Here is a 13226-nt window from a genome sequence, read left to right as displayed (position 1 = left end):
AACCACGGGTGCTGCGGGGACTGCGGAATGTCATGTCACCAGGTGCGGCGGACCATCTGCCGGATGTCGTCGGCGAGGCCGGCGGCGGTGTGCTCGACCGTGTACATCATGTGTCCGCCCTCGTAGTAGCGAGTGCGCACCTGCTGCATCGGAAAGCCCGACTGCGCGGCGAGATAATCCATCGCGCCGATCGTGGTCTGGCTGTCGTAGTAGCCATTGCCGACCAGCAGCCGGCACTTCGGATTGGCTACCAGCAGCTGGCGCAGTTGTCCGACCCACGGGTAGTCGCCGAACGGCGATTTGTTGGCGTCCCAGTCCCAGGCGTTGAAGTCGCTGGAGGTCGGCAGCGCGGTGGAGTAGTGGCCCGCCTGCGCGGGGACGTTCAGTACTTGCCGGTAGTAGCGTTCGGCGACGGCGTTGTAGTCGGGCACGCTGCCGGAATTGCCCTGCGCGTCGAGCAGGTAGCGACCATCGCTGGACGCCAGGATCCGGCCCGGGAACAGCTGGCGCGCGTAGGCGACCTTGGACAGCTTCAGGTCGGCCTTGAGCCATGCGTCCGCCGACAGGCCGGTGAAGGACTGCAACGCCTGCGCCACCTCTTCGCGTTGCTGCGCGCTGGCGCGGTTGCCGAGGAACAAGGTACTCAGGTAGCGCTCGCGGCCGTAGGCGGCGGCTTCATCGACGAACTGGGCGAGGCTGCGGCCTTTGCGATCGACCTTGCCGTGGTACCAGCCGAGCGCGGCCAGGGTCGGCAGCGACACCGCGTAGCTGACGATGTTGTCGCGCCGCTGCGCGTATTCCAGGATGTTGGCGGCCTGACCGAGCAGGACGATGCCGTCCACGCCGATGCCGGCGACCTGCAGTTGCGTGGCCGCTTCCGGCGCGCGCAGCGTGCCGTAGCTTTCGCCCAGCAGGTACACCGGCGAGCCGCGCCGGCCGTGCCGGTCCAGCCACGCCGCCACCAGTTGCGCGAGCTGGCGCGCGTCGGCGCGGGTGGAGAACTGGCTGGCCGGCGCCACGCCCTTGGCGACGCGGCTGTAGCCGGTGCTGGCCGGATCGAAGATGACGATGTCGGCAACGTCCAGCGGCGAATAGCGGTTGTCCACCAGCTTGAAGCCGGCGGCGTTGGCCTGCAGGTCGTCGGGCACGGCCAACCGCTGCGGACCGAGCAGGCCGAAATGCAGCGGCGTGCTGGCGGCGATCGGGCCGCCGTTGAAGGCGAAGATCAGCGGCCGCGCGCCGGCGGCGGACTTTGCGACGTAGGCGGTGGAGACCAGGCGTGCCGCCGGGTGCCCCTCGGCGTCAGTAGTGGCATAGGTTTCCACCGTCGCGGCGTAGGCGATGCGCTGGCCGTTGAACACGCCGCGGTGCTGGGTGGTGACCGGCGTGGGCAACGACACCTGGTCCAGCGTGGTTGGATCGACGAAGCCCAGCTCGGCGGCGTGCACGTTGCCGGCAGGCGAGGCCAGCGCCAGGGCCAGCGCCAGCAGCGGCTGCAGCAATCGGGTCTTCGGCGGCACAGGGCCGGGGCGTGCGGTCGTGGAGCGCATGGGCTAGTCCGTGCTGGGAAGCGAGGGAGAGGCGTCGAGGAAGGCCTCGAACGCGCGGCGGCCCTGGGCACGGCTGGCGCGTTCGGAGTACCACATGTGTCCGCCCTGCAGGCACAGGTTGGTCACCCGCGCGGCGTAGCGCGGGCCGGCGGCGCGGGCGGTCTCCACCGAGCTTTCGCAGGGCCAGCCGTCGTAGCGGCCGCGCAGGCTCAGCACGCGCAGCTGCGGGTCCTGGTCCATCGCCTTGCGCAGCGGCGCGTCGGCGCCTTCGGGAAGCTTCTGCGAGAAATCCCACAGTTGCGCCATCCAGTCGTCCGGCATGCCGGACTTCGGGTCGGTGTAGCGCGGCAGCGGGTGGAACGCATTACCGAACGGGCCGCGATACAGCAGGTCGCTCTCGAAGCCGAGCTGCTGGCGCAGATAGCGGTTGAACACGCGCGAGGTGCCGTTCATCAGGCCGGCCATCGGCAGCAGGCTCGGGTCGATGCCCGGCATCCACGGGGCGTCCTTGGCGCGCCGCAGCGCGGTCATGCGCAGGTCGTAGCGGCCCAGCTCGAGGCCCTGGTCGGCGAGCAGGCGGTCGGCGAAATCGGCGGTGGAGATGGTCAGTTGCTTGGCATCGATGTCCTGCGCGCGCAGGCCGCTGAAGCGCGCCAGTGCAGCCAGAATCCGGCGCCGCGATTCCAGCGTCTGCGCCGCCGGCGCGGACAGGAACGGCAGGTAGTCCTGCTGCATCCACGCCTGCGCCTGGGCGACCGCGGCCGTTTCGTCCAGCGCCTGCAGCATGGCGTCGAGGCGATGGTGGTAGTGCGCCGCGGCGGTGAACTGCGGCACGTTCAACGCGTCTTCCGGGTAGGCTGCCGGCGGCGTACCCAGGTCGAAGTTGTAGGACACCAGCACCACGCCGCGTACCGGCATGCCGCGTCGCTGCAACGCTGCGGCGACCAGCATTGCGCGGGTCACGCCATAGCTTTCGCCGGCCAGGTACAGCGGGCGGTCCCAGGCGTCGTGGCGGGTGAGATAGACCCGGATCGCTTCGGCGATGGTTTCGGCATCGCCATGCGAGGTGTACAGCGTCGGCAGGTCCTTGGCGTCGACCGCGCGGCTGTAGCCGGTACCCAGCGGATCGACGAATACCAGATCGCTCGCGCCCAGCCAGCTGTCGGCGTTTTCGACCAGCGGCCGCTCGCTCTGCGCCGGTGCCCAGTCCGGCAGGCGATCTGCGGTATCCAGGCGCCGCGGACCCGCGCCCATGTGCAGCTGCGCGGCATTGGAGCCGGGGCCGCCGTTCCACAGGAAGGTGAGCGGCCGCGTTGCGCCGGCACTGGCCGGGACGCTGTAGCCGACGAAGAACACCGACGCCAGCAGCCGCCCGGTCGGATCGTCGTGGATCGGCAGCAACCCGGCCTCGGCGGCGTAGCGCAGCGTGCCATGGCCCTCGACGGCGACGCTGCCGGCCGAACGCACCTGCACGTCGGCATGCGCCGGCACCACCGCCGCGGCGCTGGCCAAGCCGGCCAGCCACAGCGCCGCCGCAACTGCGAACGGACGCAGCCAGGCAGTGGCGCGACAGCACGATCTGGCGGACGGCATGGACGTCGACATGGTCTGCTTGGTTGTCCCCGGTGCAGCGTGGCGCGGCGCCCGATGCGAGGGCGCGACTGTGGTTGGCTGGCCCGCGTCACCCCCTGGCGCCGCGAGCTCGGTGTTGCTTCAACAGTTTGTTGATATACAAAAATAATTTGTATGTCAAGACCGCGTCACATCGTTCCTGTGCGGAGCTGTGCCGTTGCGCTGCCGTCTCGACGCCCGCCGGCGCAGCCGGCAAGATGGCCGGTGCGCATGCGCCGGGCACTCCTCTGGGACGGAACGATTCGATGGCAACAGCGAAAAAGGGCGGGGCGCCGCACAAGGGCGGGGCACCCGCCGCCAAGCGCAAGCCTGGCAAGGCGCTACCTGCTCCCGCACCTGCGCAAGGGCTGGGCGCGGGGGTGCAGGTGCGCGACCTGTTCGAACTGCTCAAGCCGGTGGTGGCCCTGCTCGGCGGGGTGATCGGCGAGAACATCGAAGTGGTGCTGCACGACCTGTCCGTGCCCGGGGCCTCAGTGCTGGCGATCGCCAACGGCCATGTGTCCGGGCGCAACCTCGGCGACCCGATCCTCAGCGGCCCGCGCGAGGACGCCGGTTTCAGCGAGCTCTACCGCGATGTGGCGGGCACCGGCACGATCAGCTGGGCGATCGTCGACGAGTACCAGACCACCAATGCCGCCGGCCGCCATCTGCGTTCGGCCACGCTGCTGTTCCGCGACGGCGCCGGCCAGCCGGTGGCCGCGCTGTGCCTCAACGCCGACATGACCGTGTTCGAGATGGCCCATGGCTGGCTGGAGCAGATGCTGCACCGGAAGGCCAAGCCGCCGCGCAGCGAGGCGCCCGCCGGCGAGGTCGGGCTGGAGGCGATGATGCAGGAGATCATCGACGACGCGGTCAAGCGCTTCATGAAGCCGCCGGCGCTGATGAACAAGGAAGAGAAGATGTACGCGGTGGAGGCGATGATGCATCGCGGCCTGTTCCTGATCCGCAACAGCGTGGAGCAGGTGGCGGCGGCGTTGGGGGTCAGCCGCTTCACCATCTACAACTACATCGAGCAGATCAAGCAGAAGAAGGCGGCGGCGCGGCCGTAGCGCCGGAGCGGGCAGGGACGCGGCGCCGCTCACGCCGTGGCCGGTCGGGATGCCGACCCTCGTTGAACGAAGAAACGCCGTGCCGAAGCGGCGCCGGCCGCGCCCGATGTCATCTCAAATGTGACGAGATCGGAGTCGCCGGCTGCGCGTCGCGGGCGGGCTGCGGCGATCCGTCGCACGCAGGTGCGGCAATGTGTCGCACGCAAAAACACGCCTGTGCGCACGCTCGGCCTTGTCAATGGCTTTCGGAGATGCCGCACGGCAGCATAAAATGCGTGGTCGATCGCGCATGCCGGCCAGGATGCCGCAGGAAACGCGGAAACGCCCGTCCGGGCCGCTCCCGTTTGCCGTTGCGCGTTCCGCATCCCCTACGCAATTGGATCGTTCGATGATTCCGTTGAAACAACTCCGGCGCTCGCTGCGCTCCGGTCTGTTGCTCCTGCCCGCGCTGCTGCTGGCCGGGTGCGACGCGGCCATTCTCAACCCCAAGGGGCAGATCGGCCACGACGAAAAGACGTTGCTGATCACCTCGGTGGTGTTGATGCTGCTGGTGGTGGTCCCGGTCATCGTGATGACCCTGGCCTTCGCCTGGCGCTACCGCGCGTCCAATACCAAGGCCCGCTACGAGCCGAACTGGTCGCATTCCACCGCGATCGAGGTGGTGGTGTGGTCGATCCCGTGCATGATCATCCTGGTGCTGGCGGTGCTGACCTGGCGCTCCTCGCACGAGCTGGATCCGTACAAGCCGCTGGACTCCAAGGTCAAGCCGATCGTCATCGAGGCGGTGGCGCTGGACTGGAAGTGGATGTTCATCTATCCGGAGCAGGGCATCGCCACGGTCAACGAGATCGCGTTCCCGGTGGATACGCCGCTGAACTTCAAGATCACCTCAGATACGGTGATGAACTCGTTCTTCATCCCGCACCTGGGCACGCAGATCTACGCGATGGCCGGCATGGAGACCAAGCTGCACCTGATCGCCAACGAGCCGGGCGACTATTTCGGCCTGTCGGCGAACTACAGCGGCCACGGCTTCTCGAAGATGGGCTTCACCGCGCACGCCACCGATCGGGCCGGGTTCGACGCCTGGGTGGCCAAGGTCAAGGCCGCGCCGAAGGCGCTGGACCAGGCCGAGTTCCAGATCCTTGCGGCCAACCGCAACGACAAGGCGCAGTACCCGGTGACCTACTACTCGTCGGTGCAGGACGGCATGTTCAAGTCGTTGCTCGACAAATACATGATGGGCAAGGGCCACCACATGGAAGGCCACGACGACCATCCGGCATCGGCTGCTGAGCCGGTCGCCATGTGCACTTCTGGAGACAAGTGATGCTAGGCAAACTCACGCTCGAGGCGGTTCCGTACCACGAGCCGATCATCATGGCCGCCCTCGGCGGCGCCGGCCTGCTCGGCCTGCTGGTGGTCGCAGCGGTCACCAAGTACAAGCTGTGGGGCTATCTCTGGAAGGAGTGGTTCACCTCGGTCGACCACAAGCGCATCGGCGTGATGTACATCCTGGTGGCGCTGGTCATGCTGCTGCGCGGCTTCGCCGATGCGGCGATGATGCGCACCCAGCAGGCGATCGCGCACGGCGGCAACGAGGGCATCTTTCCGCCGCACCACTACGACCAGATCTTCACCGCGCACGGCGTGATCATGATCTTCTTCATGGCCATGCCGTTCATGACCGGCCTGCTGAACCTGATCGTGCCGCTGCAGATCGGCGCGCGCGACGTGGCGTTCCCGTTCCTGAACTCGCTGAGCTTCTGGCTGTTCGTAGCCGGCGCGGCGCTGGTCAACATCTCGCTGGGCGTGGGCGAATTCGCCCAGACCGGCTGGCTGGCGTATCCGCCGCTGTCGGGGCTGGAATACAGTCCAGGGGTCGGCGTCGACTACTACATCTGGGCCTTGCAGATATCGGGTCTAGGCACATTGCTGACCGGCATCAACTTCTTCGTGACGATCATGCGCATGCGCACGCCGGGCATGACCCTGATGCGCATGCCGATCTTCACCTGGACCGCGCTGATCACCAACATCCTGATCATCGCCGCGTTCCCGATCCTGACCGTGGCGCTGGCGCTGCTGGGTGCCGACCGCTACCTGGGCACGCACTTCTTCACCAACGACGGTGGCGGCAACGCCATGATGTACGTCAACCTGATCTGGATCTGGGGCCACCCGGAAGTCTATATCCTGATCCTGCCGGCGTTCGGCATCTTCTCCGAGCTGATCGCCACCTTCAGCAGCAAGCGCCTGTTCGGCTACACCTCGATGGTCTACGCGACCTCGGCGATCGGCGTGCTGTCGTTCATCGTGTGGCTGCATCACTTCTTCACGATGGGCTCGGGCGCCAACGTCAACGCCTTCTTCGGCATCACCACGATGATCATCTCCATCCCCACCGGGGTGAAGATCTTCAACTGGCTGTTCACCATGTTCCGCGGCCGGGTGCGCATGACCGCGCCGGTGCTGTGGACGATCGGCTTCATCATCACCTTCACCATCGGCGGCATGACCGGGGTGATGCTGGCGATCCCGGCCGTGGACTTCGTGCTGCACAACAGCCTGTTCCTGATCGCGCACTTCCATAACGTGATCATCGGCGGCGTGGTGTTCGGCTACCTGGCCGGCCTGACCTACTGGTTCCCGAAGGCGTTCGGCTTCAAGCTCAACGAGACGCTGGGCAAGGCTTCGTTCTGGTGCTGGATCGTCGGCTTCTTCGTCGCCTTCATGCCGCTGTACGTGCTCGGCTTCATGGGCATGACCCGGCGCATGAACAGCTACAACCACCCGGAGTGGGCGCCGTGGCTGATGGTGGCCGCGGCCGGCGCGGCGATCATCGGCATCGGCATCTTCCTGAACCTGGTGCAGATCGGCTACAGCGTCTGGAAGCGCAAGGACAACCTGGACCTGACCGGCGACCCGTGGGGCGGCCGCACGCTGGAGTGGGCCACGTCCTCGCCGCCGCCGTTCTACAACTTCGCCGTGCTGCCGCACATCGACGACCGCGACCAGTTCTGGGAAGACAAGGTCAAGGGCAAGGCCTGGACGCGTCCTGACAAGTACGAACCGATCCACATGCCGCGCAACACCGCGGCCGGGGTCTGGATCGGGGCCTTCAGCGTGGTGCTGGGCTTCGGTTTGATCTGGCACATCTGGTGGATGGCGATCATCGGCCTGGTCGGCATGATCGGCAGCTTCATCGCGCGCACGTTCGACGACGACGTCGATTACTGGGTGCCGGCAGAGGAAGTGGAGCGCATCGAGAACGCGCGTTTCGCCCTGCTGGAACAGCAACAGGCGGCACATGCCGCAAAGGCGGTCTGAACCATGTCCACGACGCTCGACAACCACCACGCCGTGCACGCAGACGGCCACGACGACCACGCCCACCACGACAGCGGCGGCAACACCGTGTTCGGGTTCTGGGTCTACCTGATGAGCGACTGCCTGCTCTTCGCCGGCCTGTTCGCGACCTACGCGGTGCTGGCCGGCGCGACGGTGGACGGCCCCACCGCCAAGGAACTGTTCGACCTGAAGTTCGTGCTGGTGGAAACCTTCCTGCTGCTGTTCAGTAGCCTGAGCTTCGGTCTGGCGATGATCTCCGCGCACAAGCGCAGCCTGGGCGGCCTGTACGGCTGGCTGGCGGTCACCGCGGCGCTGGGCCTGGGCTTCCTGGGCATGGAAATCTACGAGTTCCATCACCTGATCGAAGAGGGCGCCGGCCCCGGCCGCAGTGCGTTCCTGTCCGCGTTCTTCACCCTGGTCGGCACCCACGGTCTGCACGTGGCCTCGGGCCTGCTGTGGATGGCGGTGCTGGTGATCCAGGTCGCCAAGAACGGCCTGACCCCGCGCAACACCACCCGCCTGGCGTGCCTGAGCCTGTTCTGGCACTTCCTGGACGTGATCTGGATCGGCGTGTTCACCATCGTCTACCTGCTGGGAGCGCTGTAATGGCCAACCACTCTTCTTCCGACGCACACGCCGAGTCGCACGGCAGCGGCCTGAAGTCCTACCTGATCGGCTTCGTGATGGCGGTGGTGCTCACCGTGATCCCGTTCGGCATGGTGATGAGCGGCGCGTTCCCCAAGGGCGTGACCGTCATCGTCATCGCGGTGCTGGCCGCGGTGCAGATGCTGGTGCACCTGATCTACTTCCTGCACATGGACCGCTCCGCCGAGCAGCGCTCCAACGTGCACGTGGGCCTGTTCTCGCTGCTGATCATCGGCATCGTGGTGATCGGCTCGCTGTGGGTCATGCACAATCTCAACGTCAACATGATGCATTGAGGGCGCGCAAGCGCCACAACGCAAAAGGCCGCCTCCGGGCGGCCTTTTGCGTTGTGGCGCTCGCCTCGGCGCGAATATTGGCCCGGCGTTGCCGGCAATGGCGCCGATCCATGACCAATGGCATGGAACGCCGCGGCGCAGGCGGCATAGCATCGACGGGTTGTCCGTTCGCCGCACCCCACTGGAGACCCCATGACCAAGTCCACCGCCTGGATGGCGCCGCTGCTGCTGGCCGCCACCGCCGCCTTCCAGGCCTCGGCGCAGACCGCGCCGCCGCAGGACGTGCCGTTCGCCGGCACCCTGAAGATCGACGTCGACGCCACCGACCTGGCGCACCGCATCTTCCGCGTGCGCACCACGATGCCGGCCACGCCGGGTCCGATGACCCTGCTGTATCCGCAGTGGATCCCGGGCAACCACTCGCCGACCGGGCCGATCGACAAGCTGGCCGGGTTGGTGATCAAGGCCAACGGCCAGGTGCTGCCGTGGAAGCGCGACCAGTTCGACGTGTACGCGTTCAAGGTCGAGGTGCCGCAGGGCGCCAGCGAGATCGTCGCCGAGTACCAGTTCCTGTCCTCGCAGGGCGACGGCCAGGGCCGGGTGATGATGACCCCGGAGCTGCTCAACCTGCAGTGGAACACCACCGCGCTGTACCCGGCCGGCTACTACGCGCGCAACATCAAGGCCCAGGCCAGCGTGACCCTGCCACCGGGCTGGAGCTACGCCACCGCGCTGGAGACCGCCACCCGCGTCGGCGACACGGTGACGTTCAAGCCGATCGACTTCGACGACCTGGTCGATTCGCCGATGTTCGCCGGCAAGTACTACAAGCGCATCGCGCTGGACGCCGGCGGCAAGGCGCCGGTGTACCTGAACGTGTTCGCCGACGAGGCCAAGTCGCTGGAGGCCAAGCCCGAGCAGATCAAGGCGCACGCGGCGCTGGTGCAGCAGATGGACAAGCTGTACGGCGCGCGTCATTTCGACCACTACGAATTCCTGCTGGCCCTGACCGAAAAGCTCGGCGGCATCGGCCTGGAGCATCACCGCTCCAGCGAGAACAGCGGCCCGCTCAACTACTTCACCGAGTGGGACAAGAGCTGGGACCGGCGCGACCTGCTTCCGCACGAGTTCAACCATTCCTGGAACGGCAAGTACCGCCGCGGCGTCGATCTGGCCACGCCGAACTTCAACGTGCCGATGGGCGACAGCCTGCTGTGGCTGTACGAAGGCCAGACCCAGTTCTGGGGCGAAGTGCTGTCCGCGCGTTCCGGCCTGTGGACGCAGAGCCAGGCGCGCGACGCGCTCGCCGACGTCGCCGCCACCTACCAGCGCGGCCGCCCCGGCCTGGCCTGGCGCGCGCTGCAGGACACCACCAACGATCCGACCATGTCGCTGCGCCGGCCGCGCGCCTACCGCAGTTACCAGATGAGCGAGGACTACTATTCCGGCGGGCAGATGCTGTGGCTGGAAACCGATGCCAAGCTGCGCGAGCTCAGCGGCAACAAGCGCTCGATCGACGACTTCGCCAAGGCCTTCTTCGGCATGCACGACGGCGCCTGGGACGTGAGTCCGTATACCTTCGAGGACATCGTCGCCACGCTCGACGGCGTGGCCAAGTACGACTGGGCGACGTTCCTGCGCAGCCGCGTCGATGGCCACGGTTCGCTGGTCGGCGGCATCGAGGCCAGCGGCTGGAAGCTGGTCTACAGCGATCAGCCGAACGAGGCGATCAAGACCTACGAAGCGACCAAGAAGGGCGTCGGTCTGACCTATTCGCTGGGCCTGAGCCTGGACGACAAGGGCAGCGTGCAGGACGTGCTGTGGGACGGCCCGGCGTTCGATGCCGGCATCATCGCCGGCAACAGCGTGGTCGCGGTCAACGGCCGCGAGTTCAGCGCCGACACGATCAAGGAGGCGATCACCGCGGCCAAGGGCGGCACCGCGCCGATCGAACTGCTGGTCAAGCGCGGCAACCGCTACGACACGCTGCGCATCGCCTACCACGGCGGCCTGCAGTATCCGCACCTGGAGCGTATCGCCGGCAAGCCGGATCGGTTGAGCGAGCTGTACAAGGCGCGCTGAGCGCTGCGTGCATTCAATGACGCCGACGTTGAATGATGTGGAGAGCGAATGCACATGAAAGCGCGCAGCGGCAAGGGGCGGTCTCGAATCACGCTGAGCGCCCCAGTCGATGATTTCGTCTGGCCGCCGAACGCCAGGGTCCAGATCATGCCGGCACCACAGTTGCCGGCGATTGCCCGGATGTATGCATTGTGCAAAAGATCGCTCAGGAGAAGCCCGTGACAACCATGTTCGTTAATTCCAGCCACAAGGCCATCGCCGGCTCCGTCAAAGGCAGCGTGAGGGGCCTTCTCAGTAGGAGTCAGAGCATCAATTCTTGTGGATGGGCGCTGAGCCTGATTGTTCTGGTAGCAGCCTCAGCGGCGTCAGCCGCGCCAGGCGATGCGCACGCCTTGCAGGTGATGTTACAGGCGTCGTCGCCTGGCTCTGCCGTGGCCTGCACCCGTGACACGCACGGCAACACTGCCTGCACCATTGACGGCACGGCGATCGACGCCGGTGACGACTGCACCTCGAACCTGTCGTTCGGCGCTGTTGGAGCAGAAAACGGCGTCACGCTCAAGGACAGTTTCAAACCAGCCGCAGGCAAGGCCGTCGCCCATGTCGGAGTGAACCAGCTGCTGTGCCTGCGGGCGGCGCAACGCAAGGACGGGGTTTTGGTGCGTGCCCTGGTCATGGCGATTCCAACCCGTACCGTGAAGCTCTGCAAGGGCAACGCGATGTGCAAGGGCGCCGACGCGCCGACCGAATGGAAACGCCCGACAACGGGCATCGCCTGCACACGCAAGCCGGATGGTCACTACGCTGGCGACTGCGCCAGCGGTTGGGTCGATGGCAAGGATATCGAGGAATACTCGATGGGCCTTAAGCCCGAGGACACTGGCGCCTGAGGCACCGACGTCGTGACGGCCTTTCAAGCTGCCAGAGCCGCAGCGACACCCGCCAGTCAAGCGGCGCTGCCAACTGCGCAGCGCCATTGGGTTCGTTACGTACGTGATGTGTGCGTGGCTACAGTTGCAGTTCGCCGATGTTTTGCCGCCGATACGCACGGTTTGTGGCCGATTAGCTTGCCGCCGCCATCGATAGACGCGGCGCCGTCGCGGGCATCGGCGGCGGTCCATGTGCCCAGTCGCGCAACCTGAGACCGCCAGCGCCTATGCTGGTGCCTCCTGGCAGCGGACAAGAGCGAGATGGCAAAAGCGAAAACGGCCTATGTGTGCGGCGACTGCGGCGCCGAGTACACCAAATGGCAAGGCCAGTGCACCGAGTGCGGGGCGTGGAATTCGCTGAGCGAGATCGTGCTGGAAAGCGCGTCGGCGGCGAAGGCGCCGGCCGCGGCGCGGCGCAGCGGCTGGGCCGGCAAGACCGAGGCGCCGAAGATCACCGCGCTCAAGGACGTGGAGCATCGCGACCAGGCGCGCGTGTCCACCGGCATCGGCGAGTTCGACCGGGTGCTTGGCGGCGGCCTGGTCGAAGGCGCGGTGGTGCTGATCGGCGGCGACCCGGGCATCGGCAAGTCGACCCTGCTGCTGCAGGCGCTGGCCAAGATGGCCAGCACGCTGCCGGTGCTGTACGTGACCGGCGAGGAATCGCTCGCCCAGGTCGCCGGCCGCGCGGTGCGCCTGGACCTGCCGCTGGACGGCCTCAACGCGCTGGCCGAGACCGGCATCGAACAGATCTTACAGCAGGCCAGCGCGGCCCAGCCCAAGCTGATCGTGGCCGACTCGGTGCAGACCCTGTGGACCGAATCGTTGACCGCCGCGCCCGGCTCGGTCAGCCAGGTGCGCGAGAGCGCGGCGCGGCTGGTGCGCTATGCCAAGGAGACCGGCACCGCGGTGTTCCTGGTCGGCCACGTGACCAAGGAAGGCGGCATCGCCGGGCCGCGCGTGCTCGAGCACATGGTCGATGCGGTGCTGTATTTCGAGGGCGAGAGCGGCAGCCGTTTCCGCCTGCTGCGCGCGTTCAAGAACCGCTTCGGCGCGGTCAACGAACTGGGCGTGTTCGCGATGGGCGAGAAGGGACTGAAGGAAGTGTCCAATCCGTCGGCGATCTTCCTGTCCGGCAGCAGCACCAACCAGCCCGGCAGCTGCGTGATGGTGACGCGCGAAGGCACGCGGCCGCTGATGGTGGAAGTGCAGGCGCTGGTCGATGCCTCGCCGCTGTCCAATCCGCGGCGGGTGGCGGTGGGCCTGGAGCAGAACCGCCTGGCGATGCTGCTGGCGGTGCTGCATCGGCACGGCGGCATCCTGGTCGGCGACCAGGACGTGTTCGTCAACGTGGTCGGCGGCATCCGCGTGCAGGAGACCGCGGCCGATCTGCCGGTGCTGTTGGCGGTGCTGTCCTCGCTGCGCGACAAGCCGCTGGCGGAGAAGACCATCGCCTTCGGCGAGGTCGGCCTGTCCGGCGAGATCCGCCCGGTGCCCAACGGCGAGGACCGGCTGCGCGAAGCGGCCACGCACGGTTTCAAGCGCGCCATCGTGCCCAAGGCCAATGCGCCCAAGACCGGCGTGGTCAAGGGCATGGAAGTGATCGCGGTGGAGCGCCTGTCGCAGGCGCTGGAGGCGGCGAGCGAGTAGCCGCAAGCGTTTCCCTGCGGCGGCGTTTATGCCACCATGCCGCCC

10 protein-coding genes are annotated in these 13226 nt (G+C 67.0%); 8 read left to right on the top strand and 2 right to left on the bottom strand.

Features of this window, described 5'->3' with window-relative positions; all coding sequences use genetic code 11:
• Nucleotides 1-35: 35 nt before the first annotated feature.
• Together HEP75_RS15055 and HEP75_RS15050 are read right to left on the bottom strand one after the other, a co-directional pair.
• Nucleotides 36-1550, bottom strand: coding sequence for a peptidase S10 (locus HEP75_RS15055; RefSeq protein WP_185824066.1), 1515 nt, complete (start codon nucleotides 1548-1550; stop codon nucleotides 36-38).
• Between the two features lie 3 nt (nucleotides 1551-1553).
• Nucleotides 1554-3155: a hypothetical protein gene (locus HEP75_RS15050; RefSeq protein WP_221899270.1), complete on the bottom strand. Its 1602-nt coding sequence runs from the start codon at nucleotides 3153-3155 to the stop codon at nucleotides 1554-1556.
• Between the two features lie 272 nt (nucleotides 3156-3427).
• Here HEP75_RS15050 and HEP75_RS15045 point away from each other — a divergent pair, with 272 nt between their 5' ends.
• The 8 genes from HEP75_RS15045 to radA all read left to right on the top strand — a co-directional run bounded on the left by HEP75_RS15045 (nucleotide 3428) and on the right by radA (nucleotide 13181).
• The gene (locus HEP75_RS15045; RefSeq protein WP_185824064.1) at nucleotides 3428-4231 is read left to right on the top strand and encodes a PAS domain-containing protein; all 804 of its coding nucleotides are present in this window, start codon (nucleotides 3428-3430) and stop codon (nucleotides 4229-4231) included.
• Nucleotides 4232-4619: 388 nt separating this feature from the next.
• Complete coding sequence (gene cyoA, locus HEP75_RS15040) at nucleotides 4620-5561, top strand: ubiquinol oxidase subunit II (RefSeq protein ID WP_185813496.1); 942 nt, start codon at nucleotides 4620-4622, stop codon at nucleotides 5559-5561.
• The gene (gene cyoB / locus HEP75_RS15035) at nucleotides 5561-7561 is read left to right on the top strand and encodes a cytochrome o ubiquinol oxidase subunit I (protein WP_185820663.1); all 2001 of its coding nucleotides are present in this window, start codon (nucleotides 5561-5563) and stop codon (nucleotides 7559-7561) included. The genes cyoA and cyoB overlap by 1 nt, the downstream gene beginning before the upstream one ends.
• 3 nt (nucleotides 7562-7564) lie before the next feature.
• Nucleotides 7565-8188: a cytochrome o ubiquinol oxidase subunit III gene (cyoC, locus tag HEP75_RS15030; RefSeq protein ID WP_185824063.1), complete on the top strand. Its 624-nt coding sequence runs from the start codon at nucleotides 7565-7567 to the stop codon at nucleotides 8186-8188.
• Nucleotides 8188-8523 (top strand): cytochrome o ubiquinol oxidase subunit IV, encoded by a 336-nt coding sequence (gene cyoD, locus HEP75_RS15025; RefSeq protein WP_185813493.1) that lies wholly within the window; start codon nucleotides 8188-8190, stop codon nucleotides 8521-8523. Before cyoC ends, cyoD begins: the two co-directional genes overlap by 1 nt.
• 192 nt (nucleotides 8524-8715) lie before the next feature.
• Nucleotides 8716-10605, top strand: a complete 1890-nt coding sequence (locus HEP75_RS15020) for a tetratricopeptide repeat protein (protein WP_185824062.1) — start codon at nucleotides 8716-8718, stop codon at nucleotides 10603-10605.
• Between the two features lie 191 nt (nucleotides 10606-10796).
• On the top strand, nucleotides 10797-11495 hold the full coding sequence (locus HEP75_RS15015; RefSeq protein WP_221899269.1) for a hypothetical protein: 699 nt from the start codon (nucleotides 10797-10799) through the stop codon (nucleotides 11493-11495).
• Between the two features lie 300 nt (nucleotides 11496-11795).
• Complete coding sequence (gene radA / locus HEP75_RS15010; protein WP_185824060.1) at nucleotides 11796-13181, top strand: DNA repair protein RadA; 1386 nt, start codon at nucleotides 11796-11798, stop codon at nucleotides 13179-13181.
• Nucleotides 13182-13226: the final 45 nt, after the last annotated feature.

This window comes from Xanthomonas sp. SI, from assembly GCF_014236855.1.
Lineage (GTDB): Bacteria > Pseudomonadota > Gammaproteobacteria > Xanthomonadales > Xanthomonadaceae > Xanthomonas_A.
Note: the sequence above shows the minus strand (reverse complement) of the source record. Positions and strands in the feature narration are given on the sequence as shown.

Coding starts and splice junctions, on each gene's coding strand:
- cyoD (WP_185813493.1), top strand. CDS start 8,188: ATGGCCAACCACTCTTCTTCCGACGCACACGCCGAGTCGCACGGCAGC.
- HEP75_RS15050 (WP_221899270.1), bottom strand. CDS start 3,155: ATGTCGACGTCCATGCCGTCCGCCAGATCGTGCTGTCGCGCCACTGCC.
- HEP75_RS15055 (WP_185824066.1), bottom strand. CDS start 1,550: ATGCGCTCCACGACCGCACGCCCCGGCCCTGTGCCGCCGAAGACCCGA.
- HEP75_RS15020 (WP_185824062.1), top strand. CDS start 8,716: ATGACCAAGTCCACCGCCTGGATGGCGCCGCTGCTGCTGGCCGCCACC.
- cyoC (WP_185824063.1), top strand. CDS start 7,565: ATGTCCACGACGCTCGACAACCACCACGCCGTGCACGCAGACGGCCAC.
- HEP75_RS15045 (WP_185824064.1), top strand. CDS start 3,428: ATGGCAACAGCGAAAAAGGGCGGGGCGCCGCACAAGGGCGGGGCACCC.
- radA (WP_185824060.1), top strand. CDS start 11,796: ATGGCAAAAGCGAAAACGGCCTATGTGTGCGGCGACTGCGGCGCCGAG.
- cyoA (WP_185813496.1), top strand. CDS start 4,620: ATGATTCCGTTGAAACAACTCCGGCGCTCGCTGCGCTCCGGTCTGTTG.
- cyoB (WP_185820663.1), top strand. CDS start 5,561: ATGCTAGGCAAACTCACGCTCGAGGCGGTTCCGTACCACGAGCCGATC.